Consider the following 320-nt stretch of genomic DNA (forward strand, 5'->3'; position numbering starts at 1 on the left):
GGAGCGCACGCCCGAAACCAGGTGGTCGACGACGTCCGGCCAGACCGTACGGTGCGAGCGCCGCCGCTCGCGGGCCCGCCAGAGCACGATCGTCATCGGCACCAGGTCGCCGACAACGCCGGCGACAAGGGCGAGCACCCTGACTCCGATCAACGCCTGGGCGAGGGCAGCGCAGGCCAGGCCCAGCAGGAGCGAAATCGCCGTGAACGCCGGGAGCGGCAGCGAGCCGAGGCCGGCAAGGGCGAGGGACCCGCGCAAGGTCGCAGGGCCGCGCGGCTGGGGCCGTCCGCTTGCGCCGTCAGCCGGGCTCGGGGGTGAAT

1 pseudogene is annotated in these 320 nt (G+C 74.4%); it reads right to left on the reverse strand.

What is annotated here, in order from left to right:
* Window positions 1-320 (reverse strand): annotated as a pseudogene (locus tag QN345_RS20025) (type II secretion system protein F); the annotation flags it as partial.

The sequence above is a fragment of the Cryobacterium sp. 10I1 genome, from assembly GCF_035019805.1.
Taxonomy (GTDB): Bacteria; Actinomycetota; Actinomycetes; order Actinomycetales; family Microbacteriaceae; genus Cryobacterium; species Cryobacterium glucosi.